The organism is Arthrobacter sp. NPDC080073 (genome assembly GCF_040686575.1).
GTDB lineage: Bacteria > Actinomycetota > Actinomycetes > Actinomycetales > Micrococcaceae > Arthrobacter.
The window spans coordinates 54,062-76,760 of sequence record NZ_JBFBKR010000014.1 but is presented as its reverse complement, the minus strand read 5'-3'; the positions used below and the strand labels follow the sequence as shown (position 1 = coordinate 76,760).

22 protein-coding genes and 2 riboswitches are annotated in these 22,699 nt (G+C 65.0%); of the genes, 14 read left to right on the top strand and 8 right to left on the bottom strand.

What is annotated here, in order from left to right:
* The first annotated feature begins 104 nt into the window (after positions 1-104).
* Positions 105-1,184 (top strand): ribonuclease HI family protein, encoded by a 1,080-nt coding sequence (locus AB0O52_RS16085; RefSeq protein ID WP_364539336.1) that lies wholly within the window; start codon positions 105-107, stop codon positions 1,182-1,184.
* Positions 1,185-1,263: 79 nt separating this feature from the next.
* Here AB0O52_RS16085 and AB0O52_RS16080 read toward each other — a convergent pair whose 3' ends face one another.
* From AB0O52_RS16080 to AB0O52_RS16065, 4 genes are all read right to left on the bottom strand, one after another.
* Positions 1,264-1,554 carry a WXG100 family type VII secretion target gene (locus tag AB0O52_RS16080; protein ID WP_364539334.1) on the bottom strand — a complete coding sequence of 97 codons (291 nt, stop codon included), beginning with the start codon at positions 1,552-1,554 and terminating at the stop codon, positions 1,264-1,266.
* A 150-nt stretch (positions 1,555-1,704) separates the two neighbouring features.
* Positions 1,705-3,186 (bottom strand): HAMP domain-containing sensor histidine kinase, encoded by a 1,482-nt coding sequence (locus tag AB0O52_RS16075; protein ID WP_364539331.1) that lies wholly within the window; start codon positions 3,184-3,186, stop codon positions 1,705-1,707.
* A 2-nt stretch (positions 3,187-3,188) separates the two neighbouring features.
* Positions 3,189-3,899 carry a response regulator transcription factor gene (locus AB0O52_RS16070; RefSeq protein WP_364539329.1) on the bottom strand — a complete coding sequence of 237 codons (711 nt, stop codon included), beginning with the start codon at positions 3,897-3,899 and terminating at the stop codon, positions 3,189-3,191.
* 81 nt (positions 3,900-3,980) lie between these two features.
* Positions 3,981-4,616: a LysE/ArgO family amino acid transporter gene (locus AB0O52_RS16065; RefSeq protein ID WP_364539327.1), complete on the bottom strand. Its 636-nt coding sequence runs from the start codon at positions 4,614-4,616 to the stop codon at positions 3,981-3,983.
* A 69-nt stretch (positions 4,617-4,685) separates the two neighbouring features.
* On the opposite strand from AB0O52_RS16065, the gene AB0O52_RS16060 reads away from it, so the two are divergent.
* Both AB0O52_RS16060 and AB0O52_RS16055 read left to right on the top strand, forming a co-directional pair.
* Positions 4,686-5,594, top strand: a complete 909-nt coding sequence (locus AB0O52_RS16060; protein WP_364539324.1) for a LysR family transcriptional regulator ArgP — start codon at positions 4,686-4,688, stop codon at positions 5,592-5,594.
* 91 nt (positions 5,595-5,685) lie between these two features.
* Positions 5,686-5,913, top strand: a complete 228-nt coding sequence (locus AB0O52_RS16055) for a hypothetical protein (RefSeq protein ID WP_364539322.1) — start codon at positions 5,686-5,688, stop codon at positions 5,911-5,913.
* A 2-nt stretch (positions 5,914-5,915) separates the two neighbouring features.
* Here AB0O52_RS16055 and AB0O52_RS16050 read toward each other — a convergent pair whose 3' ends face one another.
* From AB0O52_RS16050 to AB0O52_RS16040, 3 genes are read right to left on the bottom strand one after another with little or no spacing between them, the layout of a single operon-like run.
* Positions 5,916-7,559, bottom strand: a complete 1,644-nt coding sequence (locus tag AB0O52_RS16050; RefSeq protein ID WP_364539320.1) for a DNA repair helicase XPB — start codon at positions 7,557-7,559, stop codon at positions 5,916-5,918.
* A 10-nt stretch (positions 7,560-7,569) separates the two neighbouring features.
* Positions 7,570-10,032 carry a helicase-associated domain-containing protein gene (locus tag AB0O52_RS16045; protein ID WP_364539317.1) on the bottom strand — a complete coding sequence of 821 codons (2,463 nt, stop codon included), beginning with the start codon at positions 10,030-10,032 and terminating at the stop codon, positions 7,570-7,572.
* Positions 10,033-10,081: 49 nt separating this feature from the next.
* A complete protein-coding gene (locus tag AB0O52_RS16040; protein ID WP_364539314.1) occupies positions 10,082-10,297 on the bottom strand; it encodes a hypothetical protein in 216 nt (71 codons plus the stop codon).
* 242 nt (positions 10,298-10,539) lie between these two features.
* Between AB0O52_RS16040 and AB0O52_RS16035 the strand changes: the two genes are divergently transcribed.
* Genes AB0O52_RS16035 through AB0O52_RS16025 form a run of 3 tightly spaced genes read left to right on the top strand, consistent with a single transcriptional unit; the run spans position 10,540 to position 12,843 of the window.
* Positions 10,540-10,923 carry a cold-shock protein gene (locus AB0O52_RS16035; protein WP_059388199.1) on the top strand — a complete coding sequence of 128 codons (384 nt, stop codon included), beginning with the start codon at positions 10,540-10,542 and terminating at the stop codon, positions 10,921-10,923.
* 7 nt (positions 10,924-10,930) lie between these two features.
* Positions 10,931-11,509 carry a DUF3027 domain-containing protein gene (locus AB0O52_RS16030; RefSeq protein WP_364539311.1) on the top strand — a complete coding sequence of 193 codons (579 nt, stop codon included), beginning with the start codon at positions 10,931-10,933 and terminating at the stop codon, positions 11,507-11,509.
* Positions 11,510-11,553: 44 nt separating this feature from the next.
* Positions 11,554-12,843, top strand: coding sequence for an MFS transporter (locus AB0O52_RS16025; RefSeq protein WP_364539444.1), 1,290 nt, complete (start codon positions 11,554-11,556; stop codon positions 12,841-12,843).
* 21 nt (positions 12,844-12,864) lie between these two features.
* Here the strand turns inward: AB0O52_RS16025 and serC are convergent, their stop codons facing one another.
* Positions 12,865-13,995, bottom strand: coding sequence for a phosphoserine transaminase (serC, locus tag AB0O52_RS16020; protein ID WP_364539308.1), 1,131 nt, complete (start codon positions 13,993-13,995; stop codon positions 12,865-12,867).
* A 248-nt stretch (positions 13,996-14,243) separates the two neighbouring features.
* Here serC and AB0O52_RS16015 point away from each other — a divergent pair, with 248 nt between their 5' ends.
* From AB0O52_RS16015 to AB0O52_RS15980, 8 genes are all read left to right on the top strand, one after another.
* Positions 14,244-14,939, top strand: a complete 696-nt coding sequence (locus tag AB0O52_RS16015) for a metal-dependent transcriptional regulator (protein ID WP_364539305.1) — start codon at positions 14,244-14,246, stop codon at positions 14,937-14,939.
* A 126-nt stretch (positions 14,940-15,065) separates the two neighbouring features.
* Positions 15,066-15,275, top strand: a riboswitch (cyclic di-AMP (ydaO/yuaA leader).
* Between the two features lie 2 nt (positions 15,276-15,277).
* Positions 15,278-16,096, top strand: a complete 819-nt coding sequence (locus AB0O52_RS16010; RefSeq protein ID WP_364539303.1) for a M23 family metallopeptidase — start codon at positions 15,278-15,280, stop codon at positions 16,094-16,096.
* 130 nt (positions 16,097-16,226) lie between these two features.
* Positions 16,227-16,409: riboswitch (cyclic di-AMP (ydaO/yuaA leader) on the top strand.
* Between the two features lie 4 nt (positions 16,410-16,413).
* Positions 16,414-17,178 (top strand): NlpC/P60 family protein, encoded by a 765-nt coding sequence (locus tag AB0O52_RS16005; protein ID WP_364539300.1) that lies wholly within the window; start codon positions 16,414-16,416, stop codon positions 17,176-17,178.
* Positions 17,179-17,427: 249 nt separating this feature from the next.
* Positions 17,428-17,928 carry an HNH endonuclease gene (locus tag AB0O52_RS16000; RefSeq protein WP_028266173.1) on the top strand — a complete coding sequence of 167 codons (501 nt, stop codon included), beginning with the start codon at positions 17,428-17,430 and terminating at the stop codon, positions 17,926-17,928.
* A 37-nt stretch (positions 17,929-17,965) separates the two neighbouring features.
* Positions 17,966-18,658 carry an NTP transferase domain-containing protein gene (locus tag AB0O52_RS15995; RefSeq protein WP_364539297.1) on the top strand — a complete coding sequence of 231 codons (693 nt, stop codon included), beginning with the start codon at positions 17,966-17,968 and terminating at the stop codon, positions 18,656-18,658.
* 31 nt (positions 18,659-18,689) lie between these two features.
* Positions 18,690-18,977, top strand: a complete 288-nt coding sequence (locus AB0O52_RS15990) for a DUF6457 domain-containing protein (protein WP_364539295.1) — start codon at positions 18,690-18,692, stop codon at positions 18,975-18,977.
* Positions 18,974-20,299: a molybdopterin molybdotransferase MoeA gene (locus AB0O52_RS15985; protein WP_364539292.1), complete on the top strand. Its 1,326-nt coding sequence runs from the start codon at positions 18,974-18,976 to the stop codon at positions 20,297-20,299. The genes AB0O52_RS15990 and AB0O52_RS15985 overlap by 4 nt, the downstream gene beginning before the upstream one ends.
* Positions 20,300-20,361: 62 nt before the next feature.
* Positions 20,362-22,698 (top strand): FdhF/YdeP family oxidoreductase, encoded by a 2,337-nt coding sequence (locus AB0O52_RS15980; RefSeq protein WP_364539289.1) that lies wholly within the window; start codon positions 20,362-20,364, stop codon positions 22,696-22,698.
* Position 22,699 lies beyond the last annotated feature (1 nt).

Genomic DNA, 22,699 nt, shown 5'->3' with positions numbered 1-22,699 from the left:
GGGTTTTGCCCCGACGCTCGCTCACCTATGTCGGGTTTTGCCCCGACGCTCGCTCGCCGCATCGCGGTCCGGGAGTGTCGGGGTGGTCTGGCAGGATGGAAACCATGACAATTATTGCTGCCGCCGATGGTTCTGCCCTCGGCAACCCCGGGCCCGCCGGTTGGGCCTGGTACGTGAACGACTCTTGCTGGAGGGCCGGCGGCTGGCCGCACGGAACCAACAACCAGGGCGAGCTCATGGCGGTGCTTGACCTCTTCCGGTCCACGGCACACGTTCCCGATGAAGAGCTGAAGATTCTCTGCGACAGCCAGTACGTCATCAATTGCATCACCAAGTGGATGCCGGGATGGAAGCGCAAGGGTTGGCGCAAAGCCGACGGAAAGCCCGTCTTGAACGTCGATCTCCTCAAGGACATCGATGAGGCCATTGTCGGCCGAAAGTACACGTTCGAGTGGGTCAGGGGTCACGCTGGGCACGAGCTCAACGAGGCTGCCGACGATCGCGCCCGTGCGGTCGCCACGGCGTTCCAGCAAGGAACGGCCGCTCCTGCCGGTCCGGGCTATCCGGGAGCTGGGGAAGCTGCACGATCCTTGCCCCGAACCCCGTCAGTCCGCACGTCGTCAGTCAGGACAGCGCCTGTGGAGGCGCCCTCGCTTTTCGACGACGACCACGACGACGCTGATGCCCTGGATGAAGACCTCACGTTGTTCGGCGGTGAGGACCTCTTGAGCGGGTCGTCCTTGCCGAACGCGCCGACGGCGTCCACGGAGGCGGAGACGTTCATCGAGCCCACTTTGTTCGCCGGCGACGACGAAGAAGCGGTCCTTGGCCAGCCCGGCGGGCGTTCGGACGAGGAAACGGTCATTCTTCTTGAGAAGGAGCTCCTGAGGCCCGACGTCAGGGGAGACCTTGGGCGTACGGGGATCCTGCTCCACCCGGACTTCACAGAGATTGGCAGCTCCGGACGTGTCTGGTCCCGCGACGAGCTCATGATGGCGTTGGAGGGCGATCCAGGCGAAACCGCGGAGGTAGAGATGATTTCCGCAGAGCGCATCTCCAGCAACACCATGCTGATCAACTACAGAAGTTACGGGCGGACCGGCTCGGCATTGCGGAGTTCGATCTGGTTGCTGGAGGACGGCCGCTGGCGGTTGCGCTTCCACCAGTCGACGCCGGAAAAGTAGCGGCGGAAAGCAACCTTGAAATACAACTGGATCCCGGCGAGCAGATTAGCCGCCCGCCGGGATCTCCCAGCCTCAGTTCCTAGTAGCTGAACCGCTGGGTGTTGCCTTGCTCGGCCTGGAGGTAGCTTGCCGCGGCGTAGGACAGGGCCAGGTTGATGGATGCAAGCGAGGCCTCCACCTTGTTCTGGGTCAACGTCCACTCGGAGACGAGGGCCTGGAAATTGTTGGCCGCTGATCCCTTCCAGGTGGCTTGGAGTTCGTCCAGGCCACGTTTCATCGCTTGGACGTCGGCGCTGATGCGATCCACGGTGGCTTTGACGTTGGCGGACTTGAGCTGGAGCAATTCGGTATCGACGGAGATAACGCTCATAGGGCGTGGCCTTTCGACTAAAGGGGGTCCGCACGTGCGGTTGGCTTGTGGTCCACACAACGAGCCTAGAAGCCCTCACATGGCCCAGGCAGAGCCGAATCTCCGTATGTGGACAACTCGCTACATCAAGACGCCCAGCGTGGAAAACTATTAGTCGGAGACTTCCGCCTCGGCAACACCGGCATCTTCAGGCACCTCGGACATGTCGTCCTGGAAGGGGAGGCTGACAACCAGGGTGGCCCCGCCGCCGTCGGTCTCTTCGACCCTGACGGTGCCGCCGTGGGATCCCACAATTGCCGCGACAATCGCGAGGCCGAGCCCGCTGCCGCCGGTCTCCCGCGTTCTCGAAGTGTCCGCCCTGTAGAAGCGCTCGAAGATCCGGGGCAGTTCCTCAGCCGGAATGCCGCTGCCGTGGTCCCGCACCTCGAGAACGGACATCGGACCGGAGGGAGTGTTCCGCACTCCGACGGCGAGCTCGATCGGTGTTCCTTCGGGCGTGTATCTCAGGGCGTTGCCCACCAGGTTTCCGAGCACCTGCCGAAGCTTGGCCTCATCACCGTGGACCGGGGCAGCCGCTGCCGCTCCACCGTCGAGCCCCGTGAGCGAAATCTTCCGCTCGCCGGAAGTCGCGAGTGAGTCCACGACGGCGTCGTTCGCCAGCAGGTGCAGATCCACCGGCTTGAGCTGCAACGGCCGTTGTTCGTCCAGGCGGGCGAGCAACAGCAGGTCCTCCACCATGGAACCCATCCGTTTGGCCTCGCTCTCGATCCTGCCCATGGCGGTGCCCACGTCTTCCGGCGTGGCAAGTGCGCCGTGGCGGTAAAGCTCGGAGAAGCCGCGGATGGTGACCAAGGGGGTGCGCAGCTCGTGGGAGGCGTCGGCGGCGAATCGCCGCATCCTGGCCTCGGAGGCCGCACGGGCCGCGAAGGACGACTCGATATGGGCGAGCATCGCGTTGAGGGACGCCCCCAAGCGGCCGACTTCGGTGACCGGGTTCTCGACCTCGACGCGGCGTGAAAGATCACCGGCAGCGATAGCGGCCGCCGTCTTTTCGACGCGCGCGAGGGGGCGGAAGGAACGTGCAACAGTCCACGTGGCGATGAAGAACGCGAGCACCAGGGTCAGGAGTCCGACGCCGACCACTACGAGGGTGGCGTGTTCCATGACTCTGTCAACGGGGGAGAGGGGCAACCCTACGATCACCACCGCGTTTTGCCCGGTCCGGTTGTCCACGACGTTGACCGCCACCACACGCCAATTGCCGCCGGCAGTGCCACCCACTTGGAAGGGTGCGTAGTTGCGGTCCTTGGCCTCAATCGGGCTGATGCTGGCGATGTTCGGCCGATCGGTCTTGCTGCCGCCGAACGGATAGGGCGGCTGTCCCTGGACGTAAAGCGTCAGGGAATAGTCCGTAGGCACGGCAGGGCTCGCCTCTGACAGGTTGGCAAAGGATTGCTGCTGCTGGGCGGTCTGGACGGCAGCCTTGAGCTTGTCATCCACTTGCCCCTGGAGGTAGCTCTTGACGAGCGTCAGCGTCCCGGCGCCCGTGGCGGCCAAGGCAAGGAGCAGCAGCCCCATGATGATGGCGACCAGCTGCGACCTGAGGGAGGCCGACTTCCAACGGTTGAACAAGGTCAGCGCTTCTCGGCCGTCCGCAGTACGTAACCGACGCCGCGCTTGGTCTGGATCAAGGCAGTGGCATCCGGGTCAATATCCACTTTGCGCCGGAGGTAGGAGATGTAGGACTCCACGATCGAGGCGTCGCCGTTGAAGTCGTATTCCCAAACGTGGTCCAGGATCTGCGCCTTGGAAAGCACCCGGTTCGGATTCAGCATGAGGTATCGCAGCAGCTTGAACTCGGTGGGCGAGAGCTCGATGATGGTGCCGCCGCGGCGGACCTCGTGCGCGTCGTCGTCGAGCTCCAGGTCATCCACGCGGATGACCGCGTCGTCGTCTTCCATCGGCTGCGTGCGGCGCAGCACGGCGCGGATCCGCGCCACCACTTCGTCCAGGCTGAAGGGCTTGGTGACGTAGTCGTCGCCGCCCACGGTCAGGCCGGTGACCTTGTCTTCCGTGTCATCCTTGGCAGTCAGGAACAGGACAGGGAAGTGCTTTCCGGAGGCCCGAAGGCGGCGGGTGACAGTGAACCCATCCATATCGGGGAGCATGACGTCCAGGACCGCGAGGTCCGGGGCGTGAAGATCGGCGGCAGCGAGCGCTTCGCGGCCGTTCGACGCCGCAACGACCTCAAAGCCGGCAAAACGCAGCGAGGTGGAGAGCAGCTCACGGATGTTGGGTTCGTCGTCGACGACGAGGAGCTTGGCTTCGGGGCCGTTCTTTTTCATACCATTCATGATGCTCCCAGTTTCTGGGAGTTGACTGGATGCTTGTTGTGAGAATTATCGGGGTGGTGGTTGTAGACCGCGTTAGCTGCCGAGTGCCAGCCCGACGCCGAGTCCCACCATGGTGACGGCAATCCCGCCGTCGAGGACCCGCCAGGACGCAGGGCGCGCAAAGAAACCACGGAGCAGTTTCGCGCCGAACCCGAGTGAACAGAACCACAGAATACTGCCCAGCATGGCTCCGGCGCCGAACCACCACTGCAGCCCGGGCCCTTGCGCGTTCGCCACGGATCCCAGGAGCAATACGGTGTCCAGGTAGACGTGGGGGTTGAGCCAGGTCAGTGCCGTGACAGTTGCCAGCGCTGCCGCCAATCCGCTTCGACCGGCGCCCGGGGACCCGGGCTCCGCGGATACGAGCGATTGCGGTTTGAGGATCCGCCGTGCGGCCATCACCCCGTACGTGACCAGGAAGGCGGCACCGACATAACGGAGAACGACGACGGCGGCAGGCACCGCGGTGAGCAGGGCGCCTGTCCCGAGCACTCCGGCCGCGATGAGGACGGCGTCCGAGATGGCGCACACGGCAACGATGGCTCCGACATGTTCGCCGCGGATTCCTTGCCGGAGGACGAAGGCATTTTGGGCACCTATGGCAACAATGAGGGCAAGGCCTGTGCCGAGGCCCAGGCCTGCAGCGTGGAAGACATCGGGGGAGTTCATACTTCGAGGCTAGGTTTTGGCTTCAACATTAGTCCAGCTAAATATTCTTAGGCATCGTAAGATTCCCTTATGGCGAGATTCTCTTCTGAACAGTTGCACACCTTCGCCGCCGTGCTCACGGAAGGTACGCTCGACGCCGCTGCCCGATCACTGAACATCACGCCGTCGGCGGTCTCCCAACGCCTCAAGGCGCTTGAACAAGCGTCCGGCAGGGTATTGCTGCAGCGCAGCAATCCAGTGCAGGCCACGGAGTCGGGACACGTGGTGCTAAGGCTGGCGCGGCAGCTCGCCCAGTTGGAGGCCGACGCCGAACTGGAACTGGGCCTGCCGGGCGAATCGCCGATGGTCTCGGTTCCGATCGTGGTCAACGCGGATTCCTTGTCCGTCTGGTTCCTCAAGGCCCTTACCAGGATCCCCGCGGAGCTGAACGCCGTCTTTGATCTTCACCGGGACGACGAGCAGTATTCAACGTCCATGCTGCGCGCCGGGACGGTGATGGCCGCCGTGACCGCGACTCCCGAGCCGGTGCAGGGCTGCCGGGTGGAGCCGCTGGGGAGCATGCGGTACCGTGCCGTCACCACTGCGGAATTCAGGGCGCGGTGGCTTCCCGACGGCGTCGATGTCGCCTCGCTGCGCGCGGCTCCGGCCGTGGACTTCGACCGCAAGGATGAGTACCAGCACCGTTTCCTGGAACTCCTGGGCGGTGCCGGGCGTGGGACGGAACCGGCAGGGCCGCGGCACTATGTTCCCTCCAGCCAGGAGTTTGCCGAGGCCATCCGCTTGGGGCTCGGGTGGGGACTGCTGCCTGAACCGCAATGCGGCAGGGACATAGCCGATGGGCACTTGGTGGAGCTCGCGCCCGAGCAGCCGCTGGACGTGCCCCTGTACTGGCAACGGTGGCGGACACCGTCGCGGATCCTGGACGCCGTGACCGAGGCGGTCCGGAGCACCGCCGCGGAAGTGCTGCGGAGGCCCTGAACAGGCGGCCCCGAGGCAACGTTCGCGGCTAAAAGCCAACACGCCGCGTGCCCAGTCCTAAATTGTCAGAGCCCCGATTCACACTTGAGCCATGGAAAACAAACAAGAATCACACGTCGAAACTCAAAACGTCGAATTCCATGTCAGCTACCTGGATACGCTCTCCGGACGCATCGAGCACGAGGAGTTCAGCGACCGCCTTGCCGCCGAACGCTTCGCCGATGCGCAGCTCAAGGACGGGGACTCCTGGGCCGTCGTCGACGTCGTCGTGCTGCAAGCAGCGCAGCAGCCGGAGCGCGCACAACAGCTGGTTGCCTAGCCCTACCCGGCGGGTACGTCCTTGGCGTCCATGATCCGGTAGGCGTAGCCCTGTTCGGCGAGGAAGCGCTGCCGTTTGGCGGCAAAGTCCTGGTCGAGGGTGTCCCGGGCCACCAAGGAGTAGAAGCGTGCAGCACGGCCGTCCTGCTTGGGGCGAAGCAAGCGCCCCAAACGTTGAGCCTCTTCCTGGCGGGAACCGAAAGACCCGGATACCTGGATCGCCACGGAGGCCTCGGGCAGATCGATCGAGAAGTTGGCCACTTTGGACACCACAAGGGTCTTGATGTCCCCGGCGCGGAAGGCATCGAACAGCTTCTGCCGCACCTTCACAGTGGTATCGCCCTTGATCACCGGAGCGTCCAAGCGCTCGCCGATCTCATCCAACTGGTCGATGTACTGGCCGATCACCAGCAGCTGCTCGCCCTGGTGCAGGGCCACGAGCTGGTCCACCAAGTGGGTCTTGGTCTCCGACGTCGCGCAGAGCCGGTACTTGTCGGCATCCTCAGCCATCGCGTAGGCGACGCGCTCGTCCCGGGGCAGGTCCACCCGGACTTCGACGCAGTCGGCGGGCGCGATGTAGCCCTGGGCTTCGATGTCTTTCCACGGTGCGTCGTAGCGCTTGGGGCCGATCAAACTGAAGACCTCACCCTCGCGACCATCCTCACGCACGAGCGTCGCAGTGAGTCCCAGACGGCGCCGCGCCTGGAGGTCCGCGGTCATCCGGAAGATCGGAGCCGGCAGGAGATGGACCTCGTCGTAGATGATGAGTCCCCAGTCGTGGCCGTCCACGAGTTCCAGGTGCGGGTACAGGCCTCCGCGTTTCGTGGTCAGGACCTGGTAGGTGGCGATCGTGACTGGCCGTACCTCCTTGACCGCGCCCGAGTACTCGCCGATCTCCTGCTCCGTCAGCGACGTCCGCTTCAGGAGCTCGTCTTTCCATTGCCGGGCCGCGACAGTGTTGGTGACCAGGATCAGCGTGGTGGTGGAGCTGGTAGCCATGGCTGCGGCACCCACCAGGGTCTTGCCCGCACCACAGGGCAGCACGACGACGCCGCTGCCGCCCGCCCAGAAGTTCTCCGTGGCAAGCTTCTGGTATGGCCGCAGGTGCCAGCCGTCCTCGTTCAGGGCGATCAGGTGTGGAGTGCCGTCCACATAGCCGGCGAGGTCCTCGGCCGGCCAGCCGAGCTTGAGCAACAACTGCTTGAGCTGTCCACGCTGGGAGGAGTGCACCACCACGGTTTCGCCGTCGATCCGCGGCCCGAGCAAGGGCGCGATTTTCTTGGCCCGGATGACTTCCTCGAGGACGGGATAGTCGGTGGTGCGCATGACCAATCCGTGCTGCGGGTCCTTTTCGAGGCGCAAGCGGCCGTAGCGGGACATCGTCTCTTCGATGTCGATCAGCAACGAGTGCGGCACCGGGAACCTGGAGTAGCGCAGGAGCGTGTCGAGGACTTTTTCGGCGTCCAGTCCTGCGGCGCGCGCATTCCATAGGCCCAAGGGGGTGAGCCGGTAGCTGTGGACGTGTTCAGGGGCGCGTTCGAGCTCGGCGAACGCCGCGATCGCATGCCGCGCCTCGGTGGCGAGCTCGTGGTCGACTTCCAGCAGGATGGTTTTGTCGCTCTGTACGATCAGCGGACCGTCGCTCACTATTGCTTCCTCACTTGCGCGGCTCGCCCGCGGGCTCCACATCGATGATGCGATGGATGGACAGGACTCTTTCGGTATCCCTGGCGGCGTCGAACACCCTGACGCGCCCTCCGGACACTGATACCGGAACAACCGTTTCGGTATTGGAATTCCCCAAGCCGTCCACCACGTTCATGGTGACCGCTTGCTTCAGCCGGATGGCCCTCTGCAGGGTTTCGAGGCCCAGTTGCGTTGCCGCCTCGCCGGTCACTTCGCCGTGGACCGCGCGATGGTGCCTCAGCACCGCGAGCTGGGCGTCGACGTCGTCGTCCGGCGGAGCGGTGCGGGGCGCCGTGTAGACGGGGCGGACGCCACCGGCCACCGCCGTCGGCCTTTTATAGCGCACGACGGCGGTCTCCGCCTCCTGCACGGCAGGCGAGAGTCCCAGCTCGCGCAGCACCCTCGCGGTCTCCCGGGGGCTCGCCGTAGAGGTCAGTACTGTGGGGGCGATCCGGACGAGTCCCAGGCTTGCGGCTCCCGGCTCCCGGACGAGCTCGGCGATGGCGGCCTCATCGTCGCTTTGGATGAAACTGGGGCTGCTGGCGACGCGCAGCCGGCCGTGCCTCGACGCGATGTCCTTGATCAAGTAGCGGAGCGGTTGGGGAACGTCGGTGGCGGAGTGGGTGCGCAGGAACGTGAGGATGGTTTCCGCGTCCTGGCCGGCGTCCAACGCGCGCCGGATCGAATCTGCGGAGAAGCGGAAGATCGTGGCCGGACCCTGGCCTTCGGCGTCGGCGAGCAAGAGCAGTTTTTCGCTGAGTTCAGGCGCCAGGTACCCGGGGGCGACGGCGGTCAGGTCGGCCTGGAGCAGGACATGGTTGACCGCTGCGGGCAAGTGTTCGCCGAGGATGCTGAGCGCCAGCTCGGGCTGTTCGGTGGCAATCGCAGAACCAAGCTGGGTCAGGGCGCCCGAGCCCATGAGCCCCAGGAGTTCGGCTTCGTGCAGGATGCCGCGGACAAGGGAGCTGAACCGCCGGGACATCCGGGGCTGGGCCCATTCCGCGCGTTCCATGACGGCCTCGGCATCGAGTACCGGCGCCTTGCCGTCCGGTGCTTCCGCCTCGAGGGTGAGCTCCTCGAGGATCTCCAGGATCCGTTTGCGGACCAACGGGGCGTCAGGGCGCTGGGCCTCGGCGGACAAGGCATTGATGGAACCTGCCGGAGAACCGGATCGCGGTGCCGTCGTGGCAGGTCCGGAGAGGGTTTGTCCCACGAGGGAAGGAGCGCGCTCGCTGGCGAGCCAGGCGTTGACCAGCCAGAGCCACTGCTCCTGGCGGGGAAGAGTGAGCCATTCCACCGACGGCGGCTGCACCCAGGTGGAACTATCCACGTCGAGGCGCAGCAATCCGGACAAGGCACTGAGCTCGAGGATCAGGGCGGTCTCGGACAGTCCCAGGCGGAGGCTGTCGGCCAGGCGTTTGAGTTCACGCACGCCGACCCCTCCGCTGCGCAGGGTAACCACCGGCTGCTCGCGGACCGCGTACAGGAGGTCACCCACCAGGCGGAGCACTTCGGCGATGGCCCCCATGGCGGCATTCCGGCGCAAGGCAGCACTCGTTTGGCCCAGCTCCGGCACGGGAGGCTTCAACGTGAAGTGGTCCACGATCGCGCCCCCGCGCAGGGACAGGCCGACGCTGTGCGGGAGTTCAACGTGGCCGGCGTCCAGGGGAACAAGCAAAGCGCGGGCCAAGAGCCAGTCCACGGGACCGACGTCGCGGCCTTCATGGAGCACGGAAGCCTTGCGCTGGGCTTGGGGAACGGCGCCCATGGCCCAGCTGCCGAACTTGTTCAAAAGGGGACGCGTCCGTGCAGGTGCCTCGGACAGGATGTGTTGGAGGTTTTCCGGTGTCGATGTCCAACGTTGCAGCGCCAGCGCCGCGTCCATCGGTGTCGTGGCGGGCAGGATATTGGCCCCACTCTGGTGGAGTTCGGCAACGAGATGCACCACGCGCTGGGCGAAGGCCGGTTGCAGCCGTACCAGTTCGGTGTAGCTACGGCCCAAGCCGGCCGGGTAGATGCCGATGACGTCCTTGAGGCTGCCCACCGGCAAGTAGAAACGCTGCCGGCCTGGATTGTGCACCGTGGCCGGCGGATCGGCGCGGTGGATGAGGGCCAGTTCCTGGAGCTTGTTAAGGATCGGCTCGAGCGCGGCAAGGGTGGCGCCGTTGATGCACTTCTTCAGTCCTGCCGCGGAGACGCTGTGGCCAGTGTCGGTGTTGGTGCACAGGTGGAGGGTCTCCAGTACCTGCATCTCCGGTTTGTTGAGCCGTTCCAAGGCGCGCTGCACGCTGACCCGCGCACTTGCCCGCGCCGCGAGTGCGGCAAAGTCCGGGACCACGGGGGAGATGAGGTCGGGCCGCGCGGCAAACAGGGCCCGCAGCGAGTCATCGCTGCGCGCTTCCAGTTCCTTGCTGAGCGCGCGAATAAGGGACATCAGTTCAACGTTACCGCCAGCCGGGTCCGCCGTCGGGCTTTCCGGCTGCTCATTGGCGACGCCGTGCCCGGACAGAGTCAACCACCAACGTGGCCATCAAAATGAAGGCGAGCGGGAGCCCGTAGAGAGCGGCGGACGTGACCCAGACCGGTGCCACGCCGTTGGCGAAAGCGACGGCCATGACGGCCGCTACGGCCGCCAGGGAAAGGACTGCGACGACGGCGGCGGCGATCGTGAGCGGGCGGCGGAAGTCGCGGAGAATCATGGAAGCAACGCTAACAGTCCCGGGCCGCATCTCCTGTTGCAGGCCAGGGTGCAGTCTCGTTGCGGACAAAAGGCGGCGGGACCTGCCTGCGGGGTCTCAAAGCGAGAATCCGTGGCCGGGCAGGATAACCTTGAAGCAATAGACCAACACGGTCAGGCAGTTACCCCTATTCCCGCAGTATCCTGCGGATGCGGTGGCGCGCCGGCTGTGTCTCGCAAGTCAGAACGAAGAAGGTTGATTACGTGCCCACCGGCAAGGTCAAGTGGTATGACAAGGAAAAAGGCTTCGGATTCCTCGCGGCAGAGGACGGCCAGGAAGTGTTCCTGCCCAAATCCGCACTGCCCGAAGGCGTAGCGGATCTCAAGGCAGGCACCCGGGTTGAGTTCGGCGTCGCCGACGGTCGCCGGGGTGCCCAGGCGCTGGGCCTCCGCGTGCTAGACAAGTTGCCATCCATCGCCAAAGCCAAGCGCATGAACGCCCGCGAGCTCGCTCCGGTAGTCCAGGATCTCGTCTCTGTCCTGGACAACCTCTCCGGCACGTTGTCCGCCGGCAAGTACCCTGAAGGCGCCAAGGGCAAGGCCATCGCCGCAGCCCTGCGCAAGGTTGCCGACGAGCTGGAAGCCTAAACCTGCCATGACATCGGAATCCGCTGAAGCCAGTCCTGAAGTGGCCGGAGATGATGCCGCTGCTGGAACGGCTGGTCCCGGTGCTGAGCGGAAGCCGGCAATGGCGAAACCCCGCACCGGCCTTCCTGTGTGGCGCGTCGGCAAGCCGGACGCTTTCCTGGCCGCCGCCGTCGACGTCGCCCGGAACGCGGTGGAAACCATTGCCAAGCCGGGTGAGATCGGAGCGCATATTGCCGCGCGCTCCGAAGGCGAACGCGTCGTCACGCACCTGTTCGAATCAAGGCTGCCCGGCTACGGCGGTTGGCAGTGGTACGCGGTCGTGACCCGCAACTCGCGCTCGAAAGTGGTCACGGTCAGCGAGCTTGGCCTGCTGCCGTCGGAGGACTCCATCCTCGCCCCTGAATGGGTGCCGTGGGCAAAGCGCGTCCGTCCGGAGGACGAGGCTACCGAAGCCGGAGAATTGGCGGAGGAAGCCGGCGTCCCCCTCGACGCGGACGACGACGGCGGCCCCTCCGGTGAGGACCTCGCCGCCTCCGGCGGCGGACAAGAGAACGACGACGACGCCGACGACATCGAGGCTGACTAGCACTTGGCGGACCCGGCGAGCGAATTTCGTGAAGGTGGAAAATGATGTCCACTTTCAAATCGCTGGGTGTCCTCAACTACCGCATTTGGTTCATTGGTGCCCTCATTTCCAACGTCGGCACGTGGATGCAGCGGACGGCCCAGGACTGGCTGGTCTTCGCCCATCTGAGCAACCACGATGCCGGCGCGATGGGCGTGACCTTGGCCCTCCAACTGGGCCCGCAGCTTTTCCTGGCCCCGTGGGCCGGACTGCTTGCCGACCGCTACAGCCGGCGCAGGCTCCTGGTCATGACCCAATCGGCCATGGCTGTCCTGAGCACTGGCTTGGGACTCCTGGTGCTGAGCGGTGCTGCGCAGTTGTGGCATGTCTATGTGTTCGCGCTCTTGCTTGGCGTTGTCTCGGCACTTGACGCCCCGGTTCGCCAGACGTTCGTGTCGGAGCTGGTCAAGGATGACTATCTTTCCAACGCCGTTGCATTGAACAGCGCATCCTTCAACGTTGCCCGCATGATCGGTCCGGCCGTGGCCGGCGCGCTGACGGTTGCTGTGGGGCCGGGCTGGGTATTCATGATCAACACCCTGACCTTCCTCGCAATGCTTGGGGCGATCCGGGCCATCCCCCTCTCCTCCTTGCGAGTCCAACCCCGGGCCGCCGCGGGCAAGGGCCGCATCCGGGAAGGGCTTCGCTATGTCCGCAATCGCCCGGACATTGTGGTTGTCCTCGTCGCGATTTTCATCATGGGCACGTTCGGCCTGAACTTCGTCCTGTTCATCGCAGCCATGGTCGGCACGGAGTTCGGCATGGACGCGGGAGCATTCGGGCTGCTCAATTCAGTCATGGCGATCGGCTCCGTCGCAGGAGCGTTGCTGGCCGCCCGGCGCGGGCGGCCACGGATGCGGCTCATCTTCGCGGCGGCGGGCGGGTTCGGCCTCGCGAGCGGACTGGCCGCCCTGGCACCGAACTACGCCATGTTTGCCTTGGCCCTGATTCCCTGCGGACTGTTCGCCCTGACCATGATCACGAGCGCCAACGGCTATGTGCAGTCCACCACGGAACCTGTCATGCGCGGCAGGGTCATGGCACTCTACATGGCCATCTTCATGGGTGGAACGCCCATCGGGGCACCGTTCGTCGGATGGGTGTCCAACGTGGCCGGACCCCGATGGGCTGTAGCCGTGGCCGCCGCGGCAGGCGCCGGCACCGCCGTCGTCGGCATCGTGTGGATCATCCGCGCGCGCCAGCTGCGGCTCCGTTTCGATAGCAGCGCCCGCGGGATGCGGTTCTTCCGCATTGAGTCCCAAGGCGCGGGTCCGGACGACGCCGACCGGTCCTGACCGCGCGAACGCGGCAGTCCCTTACTTCTTCAGTTCGCCAACCACATAGTCGATGCTGGCGAGCAATGCAGAGACGTCGTCCGGCTCGATGGCAACGAAGGTAGCGATGCGCAGCTGGTTCCGGCCGAGCTTGCGGTACGGTTCCGTGTCCACGATCCCGTTGGCGCGCAGCACCTTGGCGATGGCCGCGGCGTCGATCGAGTCATCGAAATCGATCGTGGCGATGACATTGGAGCGGTCCTCGGCCTTCTCGACGAACGGCGTGGCGTATTCGGAAGCCTCGGCCCAGTTGTAGATGCGGCTTGCGGAGTCCGCGGTGCGTCCGGACGCGAAGTCCAGGCCACCGTTCTTGTTGAGCCACTGGACCTGGGCATCCAAGGTCACCAAGGTGGACAGGGACGGCGTGTTGTAGGTCTGGTTGAGCTTCGAGTTGTCGATAGCCGTCTGCAGGTCCAGGAAATCGGGGATCCAGCGGCCGCTTGCCTTGACGCGGGCGGCGCGCTCGAGGGCGGCGGGGGAGAAGAGGCCGAGCCACAGGCCGCCGTCGGAGGCAAAGTTCTTTTGCGGTGCGAAGTAGTAGACGTCAGCTTCGGCAACATCGACGTCCAGGCCGCCGGCTGCGGACGTCGCGTCAACCAGGACCAAGGCCCCGTCGTCGCTGCCTTGAACGCGCTTGACCGGAGCGGCCACACCCGTCGAGGTTTCATTCTGGGGCCAGGCATACACGTCCACGCCTGCTTCGGCCTGGGAAACCGGCCGGGTGCCGGGCTCGGACTTGATGATGGAGGAAGCTTCCAGGAACGGTGCCTTGTTGGTCGCCGAAGCGAACTTGGAACCGAACTCACCGAAGGAGAGGTGCTGGGCCTTCTTCTCGACCAGGCCGAAGCTGGCGACATCCCAGAACGCGGTGGAGCCTCCGACTCCGAGAATGACCTCGTAGCCCTCGGGGGCACGGAAGAACTGGCTAAGTCCCTCGCGGACGGAGCCCACCAGGTTCTTGACCGGTGCCTGGCGGTGGGAGGTGCCCAGGATCGTTGTCGAGGCGGCGGAAAGTGCCTCGATCTGCTCCGGGCGGACCTTGGAGGGCCCGGCGCCGAACCGGCCGTCCTTGGGCAGCAAATCGGCGGGGATAGTGATGCTGTTCTCGCTCACGGGATGCTCCAATGGTGAAGTAGCGGCCTAGATGCGTCGCGGCAGGTGGCAAGCTGCCCCTTCGACTCCCCAATTCTGCCTGACGCCGCAGGCGGGGGCAGAACCGAAGGTGTCATAGTCCGCCACGTGGAAGCATCTGTTCCACGGGCGTTGGACGAGGCGCGAGAATTATCCGGAGTAATTCCAAATAAGCTAAGCTTGGAGCTGGCGAAAATACGCAAGATACTGCGCTCGAGGAGCTGAGCTGGATGACGGATCTGATCGATACCACTGAGATGTATCTTCGGACCATTTTGGAGCTTGAAGAAGAGAACATCGTGGCTCTTCGCGCGCGCATCGCCGAGCGCTTGCGGCACTCCGGCCCCACTGTTTCCCAGACGATCGGACGGATGGAGCGCGACGGCCTGGTGATTGTGTCCGATGACCGGCACCTTGAGCTGACTGAAACGGGCCGGAAACGCGCCACCGAGGTCATGCGCAAGCACCGGCTCGCCGAACGGCTCCTGGCAGATGTCATCGGACTGGACTGGGCCTACGTCCACGACGAAGCCTGCCGCTGGGAGCATGTCATGAGCGAACGCGTGGAACGCCGGCTCTACGAGCTGCTGGACCACCCCACGGAATCGCCCTATGGCAACCCCATTCCCGGACTGGAGGCGCTGGGCGGAGCCGCGTCCCATGCCTTTACGGATGGCGTGGTCAACCTTGTTGATGCCATGAACGAATACTCACCTGAAAACCGGGTCACCGTCAGCCGGCTGGCTGAACCGATCCAGGTGGAACCGGAACTTCTGCTCCAGCTCGACGAGGGCGGGATCCGCCCCGGCGCGAGGGTGTCCCTGGAACGCGTGGGGGAGTACATCTCCGTTCGCGTGCCCAATATCGACGGCGCGCTTGAGCTGCCGCCTGAGGTTGCCTCGCACGTCTTTGTCACGGTCGCCTAGCCGGCCCGGCGAGGCGGCCGGCAAAGATAACGAAATTATTACCGCGGGGGCTTCATCCCCTATAGTTTGTTACTGGCGCCGATACCAAAGCGTTACCTGATCCGAAGCCGAGTTCTGCCAGCGGATCAGGTGGATTAGTCCATTCACTGGCAGAAGCGGAGGAACCACCATCGGCTGTCGAAAGACGGCCTTGGGGTGAAGTCCGCAGCGGAAGTGCAAACAGTGCGGGACCCCCTTCGGGTGGACCTGCGCTTCGCGCCCTTCGCGCGGACCGGGTCCACGATCTCTCTGGCCCGAATCCGACAGCTAACTTCGCAGGCTTGCCAGAGAGGAAAACCTTGACCACGCAGAACACCAGGGGCCGCAGGCGCGCGTCCGGTCCTACTGCTGAGCTGCGGAGCACGAACGCCGTCGAGCACGAGCGGCCCCGCGATCCCCATCGCGAACTTCGCCGCCGCAAGGGTCCTTTCCGGCAGATGGCCGAGTTCGCCGCGGCGAGCGGGGCCGGACAGAAGGCCGGAGTGGCCCTTGCCACGACGGGCCTCATCCTGACGGTCGCCATGCCGGGCACCGGCGCCATGACGGCCACGGCCGACTCAAGCCAGGCCGCCTCGGCTGCAGGCACCCAGCCTGAGATTCCGGCCGCCCCAAGCGCCACGATCGACTTCAGCCGTGCTGCGGTTTCCACCACGGCGGATCCTGACAGCAAGCTCAAGCAGCTCTTGAGCGCGCAGTCCGTCGGCACCATCAAGACATCGTCCTCCAAGGGCACCCTGGGCGCGCCGCTGGACACCCTGACCACGGCCTCGCCTTTCGGGTACCGCGTGAATCCCATCACGGGCGGTTTGGGGGAGTTCCACCGGGGCCAGGACTTCGTGGCCCAGTGCGGCACCCAGGTCCATGCCGCCGCGGCCGGAAAGGTCACTTTCGCCGGCTGGCATCCGTATGGCGGCGGAAACCGCGTTGTGGTGGACCATGGCAACGGCCTGGAAACCACGTACAACCATTTGTCGTCGTTCAACGTCCAAGTGGGCCAAACGGTCAGCCGTGGCGATGTCATTGCGCTGAGCGGCACCACCGGGGCCTCTACCGGCTGCCACCTCCATTTTGAAGTCATGGTCAACGGCGACGTCGTTGACCCCCTGGGCTGGCTGTAAGCCAATCCGATGGAAGCCTCTCGAATGCTTGTCACGCTCCGTGACCTGAATGTGACATTCAGCCAAAACTCATGTACCGTCTAAGACGCATCAACTTTTAGAGAGTTGATGCACTCGAGTGGATTGCCTAGCTCTGCCACTGCTCGAGGTTCCGTTCGCAAAACATCGTCTGGCAGAGGCGGGGGACCCACTTTTGGTCATCTTCACCGATGGCCTTGGGGTTAAGTCGCACAACTTCCGAGAGGGAGAAGTGTGGCCGGATGACTCCCATCCGAATCCGACAGCTTACCTCGCGGGCATAGGGAGAGGCCTCTTACGTGTCTTCACGCTCTACTGTTGCGCGCCACCGTGCCGCGGTCACCAAGACCAACTCGCTTGCCGTTATCGCTAAGACTGTCGGCAGCAATGCCGGTGGCGTAGGCCGTCAGGCAGCCGTTATCGCAGCTGCTTCCGGTCTGGTGCTCACTAGCGGTATCGCAGCCAACGCTGCAGAAACCAACGTCCCCCGCGAGTCCACTTCGACCTCCGCCCTGGAAGTCCAGTCGATCGCCCAAGCAAGCATTTCCGCCGACTCCTCCGTCGCTATCAAGTACGAGCGCCCGGCGGTCTCCACCGAAGCTGCTCCGGTTGTCGCAGCTCCGGTTGCCACGCAGGAAGCTACTCCGGCTCCGCAGGCTGCAACGGGTGCCGCTACCGGCTCCTCGACGCTTTCTGTCACCGCTGCTGTTTCGCCTGTAACGAAGGTTGCCAGCGGCAAGGGCGCAGCAATTGCTGCCGCAGCCTACGCCCAGCTTGGCGTTGCCCAGGACTGCACCGCCCTGGCTTCGAACTCGCTGGCCGCTGTTGGCATCAACTTCCACGGCTGGCCGGCAGACTACCTCTCCCTTGGCCGTACGGTCAGCGCTGCTGAAGCGCAGCCGGGAGACCTGGTCTACTACCAGAACGGTGGCATGGGCATGGCCCACATCGCCGTTTATGTCGGCAACGGCATGGCGGTCCACGGCGGCTGGAACGGCGGCACCACCGCCCTGTACAGCGTCAACGTCGGCTCCGGCCCGGTCTTCATCCGCGTTGGTGGCTAAATAGCTCCGGCTACATAGCTTCACTGGAACATCCCCGCTGGTCCGCCCGCGGGGATGTTCTGTTTTAACCAGCATGCGCTAACGTGTCCGGCACGTGAACTTTGACCGACACTGTGCCTGAACTCCCGCAAGGATTCGGTGATCCGGCCTCCGGGTGTTTACTCTTAGGTTGTCGATCCACAGCCCGTACATGCAGAGGGCAGCCGGCCCTCGCGCCCCTGACGGGTGCGGCCGTGAAGAGGTACGTGCATGCGCACACTCGTTCTGAATGCTGGATATGAACCGCTGGCGGTAGTAACCTTCCGCCGGGCGCTGGTCCTTGTGCTCACCGGAAAAGCGAGCGTAGTGGCCGAAGGCGACGAGCCTGTCGTCGGGCCACAGGAGATTCTCGGACGTCCGTCCGTGATTCTGCTCAATCGCTACATCCGGCCGAGGTACAACACCATCACGGCGGTTACACGCCGCGGCGTCTTGCGCCGCGACGGCCACCGTTGCGCCTATTGCGGGAAAGCAGCCCACACCATTGACCACGTCCACCCCAAATCCAGGGGCGGCGCGGATTCCTGGGAAAACCTGGTGGCAGCGTGCTTGCGCTGCAACAACGCCAAGAGTGACCACACTCCGGCCGAAATGGGCTGGAAACTGAGGTTCACTCCTGCGGCGCCCACCGGGACTATCTGGCAGATCAAGGAGCTTGAGAAACCTGCGCCCGCATGGGATCCCTTCCTCCTGCCTGAATCGGCGGCCTGAACCGGAATCGAGCCCGCTTCCCGGGTAATCTGGGCGGGTGGACTTTGATGCGGTGATATTGGCGGGTGGCAAGTCCTCCCGCCTCGGCGGCGTGCCCAAAGCCCGGTTGAGGTACGACGGCGCCACGCTGCTTCAGCGCGCCGTGGCGGCCGTGCGCGGTGCCGGGAGGGTCGTCGTCGTCGGGCCGGATCCCGGCACTTTGCCGGACGGCACCTTGACCGCACGCGAAGACCCGCCCTACGCCGGACCGGCCGCCGCGATCGCCGCCGGACTCGCCGCGCTGGAAGCGCAAGACGGGGAAGCGCAAGACGGTGAAGCGCAAGACGGGGAAGCGCAGGATGGCGAAGCGCAAGACGGCGAAACGCAGGGTGGCCAGAGGCCGTCCGCGAAGCACGCGCCCTGGGTACTCGTCATGGCCTGCGATATGCCCCTGGCCGCCGACGCCCTTCCGGTACTGCTCCGGGAACTGGCAAGCCGCCAGGACGTGGAAGGGGCCTTATCCGTATCTGCCGACGGTCGGAAACAGCCCCTGCTCGGGATCTACCGCGTATCCGCGCTGCAACGGGAAGTGCGGGCTGCGGAAGAACAAGGTGGACTCGCCAACATCGCGGTGTTCGGCCTGCTTGCTAGGCTTGATCTGCTGGCAGTGCCTGTACCCGCAGGGTCCACCGATGACGTGGATACCTGGGACGACGCCGCGGCGCTTGGAGTGGACGGCGACCTGCCGTGATAACAGCTGTACCGGACAGTGGAGGCCGATCATGAAGAGCCAGGAAGAAACGCTCGAGGAATGGTGCCGGAGCCTGCTGCAAGCCTATGAGCTCGAAGACGTCGAGATCGACATCAACGAGATCCTGTCCCTGGCAGGCGTTGCAGCCCATTCCGTGGTCCGGCCGGCAGCTCCCTTGACCACTTTCATTGCGGGCTTCGCCGCCGGACTTGCTGCGGGCTCCGGGAAAGCGACTGAAGCCGCGTCGATGGATGCCGCCATGGGCCTTGCACGCACTCTCGCGAAGGACTACACGAACCCGGGAACCGGCGCCGGATGACCGAAGCCCCCGGGCATGTCCCGCATGCCGACCACTTGTGGGCCGAGGCGCGGCAACTAGCCTTCGATAGTGCCACTCCCATTCCCGCCGCACCCGTTGCGCTGAAGGACGCCCTCGGCAGGACCCTGGCCGCTGATGTGCACGCCCTGCAGGACCTGCCTCACTACGCGTCCTCCGCGATGGACGGTTGGGCAGTCAACGGCAGCGGCCCATGGATCCTAGCGGAGCCCGGCCATCGGCTTGCCCCGCACCAAGCGAGCCCGATCGTCACCGGCGGCCTGATCCCCCCGGGGGCCAAAGCCGTGCTCCGCAGCGAGAGCGGGGTCCTGACCACGGACGAAGACGGTCTGCCGGTACTCGCGCTCGGCGGCAACGCGAAACCGGGCGAACCGCGCAACGGCCAACACATCCGAAACGCCGGGGAAGAAGCCTCGGCAGGCGAGCTGCTGATCAAATCGGGCGTTGTCTTGAACCCTGCCCATCTCGCCCTGGCCGCCCTGGCCGGGCGGGACGAACTGGACGTCCTGGGCAAGCCCCTCGTGAAAATGCTCCTCACCGGCTCCGAAGTGGTGACCGCGGGTGTCCCGGTCCCGGGCCGGGTGCGGGATACCTTCGGTCCCCAGCTTGGCGCCGTCGTCGAACTCCTTGGCGGGATCCGCGGCGAGCAAATCAAGGTGGGCGACTCCTATGACGAGTGGCTCTCGGCCCTTGAAGAAGGCGAACTGTCGCCGGACGCGCCACCCGCCGACGTCGTCATCACCACCGGGGGAACCGGCCGTTCAGGGACGGACCACTTCCGGCGGGCCATTGCCGAGCTCGGCGGCCGCCTGCTGATAGACGGAATTGCGATGCGTCCGGGACACCCCGGTGTTTTGGCTGAACTGCCGGACGGGCGCTTCGTGTTGGGTCTCCCCGGCAATCCGCTCGCGGCCATGATGGTCCTGTTCACCATCGGTGCACCGCTTCTCGCGGGGCTGGGACACAGGGCGGTGCCGGAGGTCGGCGAGGTTCCTTGCGGTGCCATGCTCGACGCCGACCCGGGACGCACGCGCTTGCTTCCCTTCAGGTTCGTGTACGGCTTGGCCTCGCCGGCCCAGCATGCGGGTCCCGGGATGATGCGCGGCCTCGCCAGCGCCGAGGGAGTCATGGTGGTGCCACCGCACGGCGTGCAACTGGGGGAGACGGTGCCAGCGTTTCCGTTGCCGTGGGGGCCGCCCCTTCCCCGGCCAAAGCCCACGGAAGACAAAGCCAGGAAGACTCCTGCCAAGCCCGCGCGCAAGGCGTCCTCCGGGCCGGTCGACTGGAGCGCTCTGACGGGCTGAGAGATTCCGACGCCGAATGGACGCGGGTGGATTAGAGGATCAGGCCTTGCAATGATGGGGAGATGAACAGGCATGCTCCCGAGCAGGACATCAACGAAGATGACCTCCAGATCCACCCACCCAAGCGCTCCGCCGCGGGCGTCAAGGCAGTCAGCGTTGCATTGGAACGCGGTTGGGCCCAAGCGGGCGTCAGCCGGACCGTCAAGTCAATGCTCCGCGTCAACCAACGGGACGGCTTCGACTGTCCCGGCTGCGCTTGGCCCGAGTCCATCACCGGCAAACGCAGCCCCGCCGAGTTCTGTGAAAACGGGGCCAAGGCAATCGCCGAGGAGAGCACCACGCGCGTGGTCGACGCCCGGTTCTGGGCGCGGCACTCCCTGGCCGAGCTTGAGGGCAAGACCGAATATTGGCTCGGCAGCCAAGGCCGCATTGCCGAGCCTGTGGTGATCCGCCCCGGCGACACACACTATTCGCCGATCAGCTGGACGGATGCTTTCGCCCTCATCGGCGAGCACGTGAATGCCACCACTCCGGACCGCTGCGTTTTTTACACCTCCGGGCGAACGGCCAACGAGACCGCGTTCATGTACCAGCTGTTCGCACGCAGCGTGGGCACCAACAACCTGCCCGACTGCTCAAACATGTGCCACGAGTCTTCCGGGAGCGCCCTCAACCCGACCATCGGCATCGGCAAGGGCACTGTCTCACTGGAAGACATCCACGAAGCGCAACTCGTGCTCGTTGTGGGCCAGAACCCGGGCACGAACCATCCGCGCATGCTCTCCGCCTTGCGTGATTGCAAGAACAACGGCGGCAAGGTTGTCGCGGTCAATCCGTTGCCGGAAGCCGGGCTCCTGAACTTCAAGGATCCCCAGTCGCTCAGCGGCGTGGTGGGCGGCGGCACGGACATCGCCGATGAATTCCTACAGATCAAGGTGGGTGGCGACCTTGCCTTGTTCCAGGCATTGGGCCACCTCTTGCTGGAGGAGGAGAAGCGGCAGCCGGGAACAGTGGTGGACCGCGCCTTCATCGACGCGCAGACCGATGGCTTCGAGGCCTACGCCGAGGCCCGGGCTGCCCTGGATTGGGTTGAGACTGAACGGGCCACGGGCTTGAGCCGCATCGAAATCACCAAGGTGGCCGGCATGCTGGCCGCGTCGAAGGGCACCATCATTTGCTGGGCGCTGGGCCTGACCCAGCAGCCCCACTCGGTGGATACCCTGCGGGAAATCATCAACCTGCTGCTCTTGCAGGGAAACTTCGGCAAGCGTGGCGCCGGCGCCTGCCCCGTCCGCGGCCACTCCAACGTGCAGGGCGACCGCACAATGGGCATCTGGGAGAAGCCTTCCGAGGGCTTCCTGGCAGCCTTGGACAAAGAGTTTGGATTCACTGCTCCCCGGGCACACGGATACGACTCCGTGGAAACCCAGCACGCCTTGGAGAAGGGCGAGGTGGACGTGTTCGTTTCCATGGGCGGAAACTTCGCCGCGGCAGGCTCGGACACCGTCGCGCTGGAGGAAGGGCTCAAGCGGGCCGGGCTGACGGTGCACATCTCCACCAAGCCCAATCGCGCCCATGTGGTGCATGGCAAGACCTCCCTGATCCTGCCTACCCTGGGCCGAACGGACACGGATGACAAACACCCGGGCGGTCGGCAGATCCTCTCCGTGGAAGACTCCATGTCCGTCATCCACTCCACCCAAGGCCGCCTGACTCCCGTCTCGGAGCACTTGCTCAGCGAACCCGTCATCGTCGCACGCATGGCGCAGGCAGTCCTCGGCGATGACCACGCGGTGAACTGGCGTGCCATGGCCGAGGACTACGACGTCATCCGGGACCACATCTCCCGGGTGATCCCCGGCTTCGAGGACTTCAACGCGCGTGTCCGGAGCAAGAACGGTTTCGTGCTGCCCAATCCACCACGCGACACCCGCACTTTCGCCACGGACATCGGCAAGGCACGATTCACGGTGAGCCCGCTGGAGTACCTTGAAGCCCCGGGCGGCCACCTGATCCTGCAGACAGTCCGCAGCCACGACCAGTACAACACCACGTTCTACGGTTTGGACGACCGCTACCGGGGCATTTCCGAAGGCCGTCGCGTCATCCTGGTCCACGAGGACGATCTCAGCGAACTCGGCTTCGAGGACCGGGACATGGTGGACGTCATCTCCACTTTCCGCGGAACGGAACGCCGGGCGGACAAGTTCCGGCTGGTTGCCTATCCCACGGCCAAGGGTTGCGCGGCTGCGTACTTCCCGGAGGCCAACGCCCTGGTCCACCGGGAGCTCGTTGCCCGTGAATCCAACACACCCGGATACAAGGCCATGACGGTGCGGTTCGTCAAGCATGGGGAAGCCGCCGGACACAGGGAAGCCGTCGGAGCGGTGGGTATCTGAG

What these genes read in the sequence shown, in the direction of transcription:
- AB0O52_RS16065 (WP_364539327.1), bottom strand. Translation starts at nt 4,616, where the DNA reads ATGAACTCCCCCGATGTCTTCCACGCTGCAGGCCTGGGCCTCGGCACA.
- AB0O52_RS16055 (WP_364539322.1), top strand. Translation starts at nt 5,686, where the DNA reads ATGGAAAACAAACAAGAATCACACGTCGAAACTCAAAACGTCGAATTC.
- AB0O52_RS16030 (WP_364539311.1), top strand. Translation starts at nt 10,931, where the DNA reads ATGACATCGGAATCCGCTGAAGCCAGTCCTGAAGTGGCCGGAGATGAT.
- AB0O52_RS16000 (WP_028266173.1), top strand. Translation starts at nt 17,428, where the DNA reads ATGCGCACACTCGTTCTGAATGCTGGATATGAACCGCTGGCGGTAGTA.
- AB0O52_RS16040 (WP_364539314.1), bottom strand. Translation starts at nt 10,297, where the DNA reads ATGATTCTCCGCGACTTCCGCCGCCCGCTCACGATCGCCGCCGCCGTC.
- AB0O52_RS16080 (WP_364539334.1), bottom strand. Translation starts at nt 1,554, where the DNA reads ATGAGCGTTATCTCCGTCGATACCGAATTGCTCCAGCTCAAGTCCGCC.
- AB0O52_RS16025 (WP_364539444.1), top strand. Translation starts at nt 11,554, where the DNA reads ATGTCCACTTTCAAATCGCTGGGTGTCCTCAACTACCGCATTTGGTTC.
- AB0O52_RS15980 (WP_364539289.1), top strand. Translation starts at nt 20,362, where the DNA reads ATGAACAGGCATGCTCCCGAGCAGGACATCAACGAAGATGACCTCCAG.
- AB0O52_RS16015 (WP_364539305.1), top strand. Translation starts at nt 14,244, where the DNA reads ATGACGGATCTGATCGATACCACTGAGATGTATCTTCGGACCATTTTG.
- AB0O52_RS16060 (WP_364539324.1), top strand. Translation starts at nt 4,686, where the DNA reads ATGGCGAGATTCTCTTCTGAACAGTTGCACACCTTCGCCGCCGTGCTC.
- AB0O52_RS16070 (WP_364539329.1), bottom strand. Translation starts at nt 3,899, where the DNA reads ATGAAAAAGAACGGCCCCGAAGCCAAGCTCCTCGTCGTCGACGACGAA.
- AB0O52_RS15990 (WP_364539295.1), top strand. Translation starts at nt 18,690, where the DNA reads ATGAAGAGCCAGGAAGAAACGCTCGAGGAATGGTGCCGGAGCCTGCTG.
- AB0O52_RS16045 (WP_364539317.1), bottom strand. Translation starts at nt 10,032, where the DNA reads ATGTCCCTTATTCGCGCGCTCAGCAAGGAACTGGAAGCGCGCAGCGAT.
- AB0O52_RS16085 (WP_364539336.1), top strand. Translation starts at nt 105, where the DNA reads ATGACAATTATTGCTGCCGCCGATGGTTCTGCCCTCGGCAACCCCGGG.
- AB0O52_RS15985 (WP_364539292.1), top strand. Translation starts at nt 18,974, where the DNA reads ATGACCGAAGCCCCCGGGCATGTCCCGCATGCCGACCACTTGTGGGCC.